This window comes from Olavius algarvensis spirochete endosymbiont, from assembly GCA_900608495.1.
Lineage (GTDB): Bacteria > Spirochaetota > Spirochaetia > DSM-2461 > DSM-2461 > UBA2779.
In genome coordinates this window covers 1-490 of record UWYT01000007.1, presented here as the reverse complement: position 1 = coordinate 490, position 490 = coordinate 1, and the positions used below count along the sequence as shown (strand labels likewise).

General features: G+C 39.4%; 1 protein-coding gene. It reads right to left on the bottom strand.

What is annotated here, in order from left to right; all coding sequences use genetic code 11:
• Positions 1–93: 93 nt before the first annotated feature.
• Positions 94–459, bottom strand: coding sequence for a hypothetical protein (locus tag S1OALGB6SA_RS00075; RefSeq protein WP_124032151.1), 366 nt, complete (start codon positions 457–459; stop codon positions 94–96).
• Positions 460–490 lie beyond the last annotated feature (31 nt).

Genomic DNA, 490 nt, shown 5'->3' with positions numbered 1-490 from the left:
GTGTTCTGTTTAGTATCTACGCCACATGAGGACGAAGGGGCGGGGCTGGTGAGGGAGGAATGATTTTCACACCCTTATAAAAATGTTTCTGGACTATTCTTTGTCTGCTTTTTCATGGGCAAGCTTCTCACTAGAATGAGTTCTGTAATCATAATTGCAGTTCCTGCACTTTTTCGGCGGAATTGGGTACTTAAATGCTTCTGCAAAATTCTTCAAGCTATACATCTCACTTAGAATCAACCTCAGAAGCATTTTATTGCACTTGGGACATTTGATGCTCATTAGCTTTGAATAGCAAAAAAGCCACCATGAAATAAAAGACACCACTACTGGACAAGGCCCAAAAGAATTTTTTCCCAAATCTAACCCAAAGATGAGAAAAAAGATACTAAGTCCCCCTAGAGGGAAAATCACACATTCCCATAAAAGATATTCCCTCCGCAGATTTTTCATTTCCAATCAACCTCCGCTTCATAATCAAAAAGGAATT